The following is a 2,898-nucleotide window of genomic DNA, read 5'->3' on the forward strand; positions in this document are numbered from 1 at the left end:
GCGGGTCGACCTTGCGCTCTTTACTCATACCGACTTTGCGCAGGTCATCTTCTTTTTCTGCCTCGAAATACAACGTGGTCAAGTCGTAGAGCACCAACGCCACACCGGGGCCCCCGGCGCGGTTGACGTGGGCCCAGCAGGCGGTGGCGATCAGCGCGCGGTAGTCCCGGCCGACCACTCGCTGTAGACAGTTGTAGAGCGTGTTGACGTGCGGTGGTTTCGTCCCCGATTCGCCCAGGACCCGAACCGAGTCCAACTTGCTGGTCGGCTCCACCACACGGCACAGCACCAGGTCGCGGAACACTGAATCGCCAACCACGTCGAAGCCGAGCCTGGAGTACGTACCGGTCAATCCTTGCCACAAGATCCGCGCCGTGGACTGCTGGATCCGCGCGGCTGTCGCTGCCGGCACGTCGATCACCGCGGCGCCGCGCTCGCTCAACTCCAGGTCAAACGCCTGCTGATCGCCCTGAATGCGCTGCTTGGCGACCTCGATCAATGCCGCCAACTCGCCGGGGGTGTGAGCCGAGCCCAGGTGCTCGCGCACCACCAGCCGGCCGCTGACCCACTCGACCAACTGCACGCCCGTGGCCCCCGAACCCGTCGGCACCTTCCGAAATTTCAGCCCCACAGGCCCAACCTACCGGGCCGTTTAGTGTCACAAACGCCAGCGCAGAACTCGCCCTACCAGTGCAAACCGGAATCCGGATCCCTAGAACAGCGTCAACTTGTGGAAGTCAGGTCCGAGCATCACGGCCCGGTCTCCGGTGCCCGCCGGACACCGAACCCGGCAGCACACTGATGCATCAACGCGAGCAGGTGAGCAACTGCCCCGCGCTCGGACTGAACCCGAGCAACGGTCGGACACTCCCCTCGGTGATCCCCGGCCGCGAGCCGGTGCGGAGGAGTGGAACGACACCCAGGCCGCCAGGGCTGTACTCACCCTCCCTTGCGGCACGGTCTGCCGTTCGGTGGCATGACGTCGGTAAGAACCACCCAGGCCGTGATCTTCCACGGGTACGGTGCGACGCCCGCGGACCATTGGTTCGGGTGGCTCGCAGAACAGCTCGAACACGCGGGGGTCCCCACACGAGTACCCGCCTTGCCGGAGTCCACGTCCCCATCTCCGGACCGGTGGGCGGCTACCGCCGCAGAAGAGCTCGGTATCCCGGGGAGAGACACGATCGTGGTCGCCCACAGCCTCGGTTGCCTCACCGTTCTGCGCCACCTCGCCTCCCTGACGGGACCGTGGGAGGTGGGCGGTCTCGTGCTCGTCTCGGGATTCGTCGACCCGTTGCCGGGGCTACCCGAACTGGACGACTTCATCGGTGACGGCGTGGACCTGTCCGGGATCCGAGAGAGGGCCGGGTCGCTCACCATCTTGCGTTCCGACGACGACGATCATGTTCCTGTCGACCTCACAGACCGCCTGGCCGGTCTTCTCGGCACGTCGGCTCAGGTCGTCCCGGGAGCGGGCCACTTCCTCGCGACCGACGGAGTCACGACGCTGCCCCACGCCCTCGACGCCATCGTGTGACACACGCAGCAGGCTCTCGGTGGAGTGTGCCGGCACCACCGTGGACAACCGTCGCTCCGCCCTCGCACCAGCCGAGCGCAGATAGGTGCGGTGGCCACATCCGCCGCCCCGGGACCCGTCGACACGGTGGTCCTCACAGTCCCCCGTCGGCGGACCGCTGGTCGGTCCTGAAGACCACCGGAATCAGCCAGAGGAAGGCGATCATGCCGAGGAGCTCGACCAGGGTCTGTGCCACGATCACCACTGCCGCCACCTCGAACCCCTCAGGCAGTGCGAGCGCCAGCGGAAGGACGACAAACGAATTCCGGGTCCCGAGTCCGAAGGCGAGTGTCCGGGCCTGTCGGGGCGGGAGAGAGAACGAGACCGCCAGAGCCTTGGCGGTGAGCGCGGCCGCGAGCAGGAACGCCACGAAGACCGGGACGACGACCGGGAGAACGTTCAGCGCACCGAGCACGGTATCCACCTGAGCCGTGGCGACGAGAAACACGACACCAGCGAGCAGCGGAACCGGTGCCCAGGCCCATCGATCACGCACCACAAGACGCCCCGGGCGGGCATCGACCCACCACTGCGTGAGCGTCGACGCGATCAGGGGCACGGCGACGATCAGCAGCGCCGGCGCGACCACGTTGAGCGTGATCAACCCTGTGACCTCCTCCCGCGCCATGAGCAGCAGATAAAGAGGAAGCAGGAGCAGCTGTAGAACAAGGTTGACGGGGGTCACCGCGGCGGCCCGGGGCACATCCCCGCCGGCGAGCTGGGTGAAGGCGATGAACCAGTCGGTGCACGGCACGAGCAACACCAGCAACACGCCCAGACGGATCGCGGGGTCGGCGGGAAGGAGAGACACCATCGCCCACACGATCAGGGGCATGAGTACGAAGTTGCCCAACAGGACCACTCCGGAGAACCGGAGGTCGCGCGAGGCGGAGATCAGGTGCAGCACCGGCACCTGGAGGAACGTGGCATAGAGCAACAGGGCGAGAACCGGCCACAGCAGCACCTCGGCCATCGACGCCGTCGCCGGGATGGCGCTCCCCGATGCGAGACCCGCGGCGATGGCCGCGACATAGATCCACACCTGCCGACGCTCGAGGGTGAGCCGATTCAGTCGCTTGTCCACCCCGTCGGCACCTCTCTCATCCTCCAGATCCGAGACCACGGCGGCCCCGACCACGCCAGCCAGTCCGAACCCGAGGCCGACTCCCTCCGGTCCGCCGGTCACCCGAGCCGGAGACGGGCCCGGTCCTCGTCCGCAGGCCTGCAAGCTCGCCTGCAGCCTGCCACGCACGTGGGTGGGGTGGTATGACGAGAGCCCCCGGGTCGCGTGATGCGATCCGGGGGCTCTCGTGTGAAGTTGT

At 67.2% G+C, this 2,898-nt stretch carries 2 protein-coding genes and 1 pseudogene; 1 reads left to right on the plus strand and 2 read right to left on the minus strand.

Translation table 11 applies throughout. The features are described 5' to 3' along the window. Positions 1 to 610, minus strand: a pseudogene (locus tag ABD250_RS00005) (IS1634 family transposase); the annotation flags it as partial. A gap of 366 nt (positions 611 to 976) precedes the next feature. Here ABD250_RS00005 and ABD250_RS00010 point away from each other — a divergent pair. After that, entirely contained in the window at positions 977 to 1,537 is a 561-nt protein-coding gene (locus ABD250_RS00010; RefSeq protein WP_179524635.1) for an RBBP9/YdeN family alpha/beta hydrolase, read from the plus strand. Positions 1,538 to 1,670: 133 nt separating this feature from the next. Here ABD250_RS00010 and ABD250_RS00015 read toward each other — a convergent pair whose 3' ends face one another. Then, positions 1,671 to 2,660 (minus strand): bile acid:sodium symporter, encoded by a 990-nt coding sequence (locus ABD250_RS00015; protein ID WP_338404209.1) that lies wholly within the window; start codon positions 2,658 to 2,660, stop codon positions 1,671 to 1,673. Positions 2,661 to 2,898: the final 238 nt, after the last annotated feature.

Origin of the sequence: Dietzia cercidiphylli (genome assembly GCF_039531545.1) — a bacterium.
Taxonomy (GTDB): domain Bacteria; phylum Actinomycetota; class Actinomycetes; order Mycobacteriales; family Mycobacteriaceae; genus Dietzia; species Dietzia natronolimnaea.

Excerpts from the sequence above, each read along its gene's own strand:
- ABD250_RS00010 (WP_179524635.1), top strand. The coding sequence starts at position 977 with ATGACGTCGGTAAGAACCACCCAGGCCGTGATCTTCCACGGGTACGGT.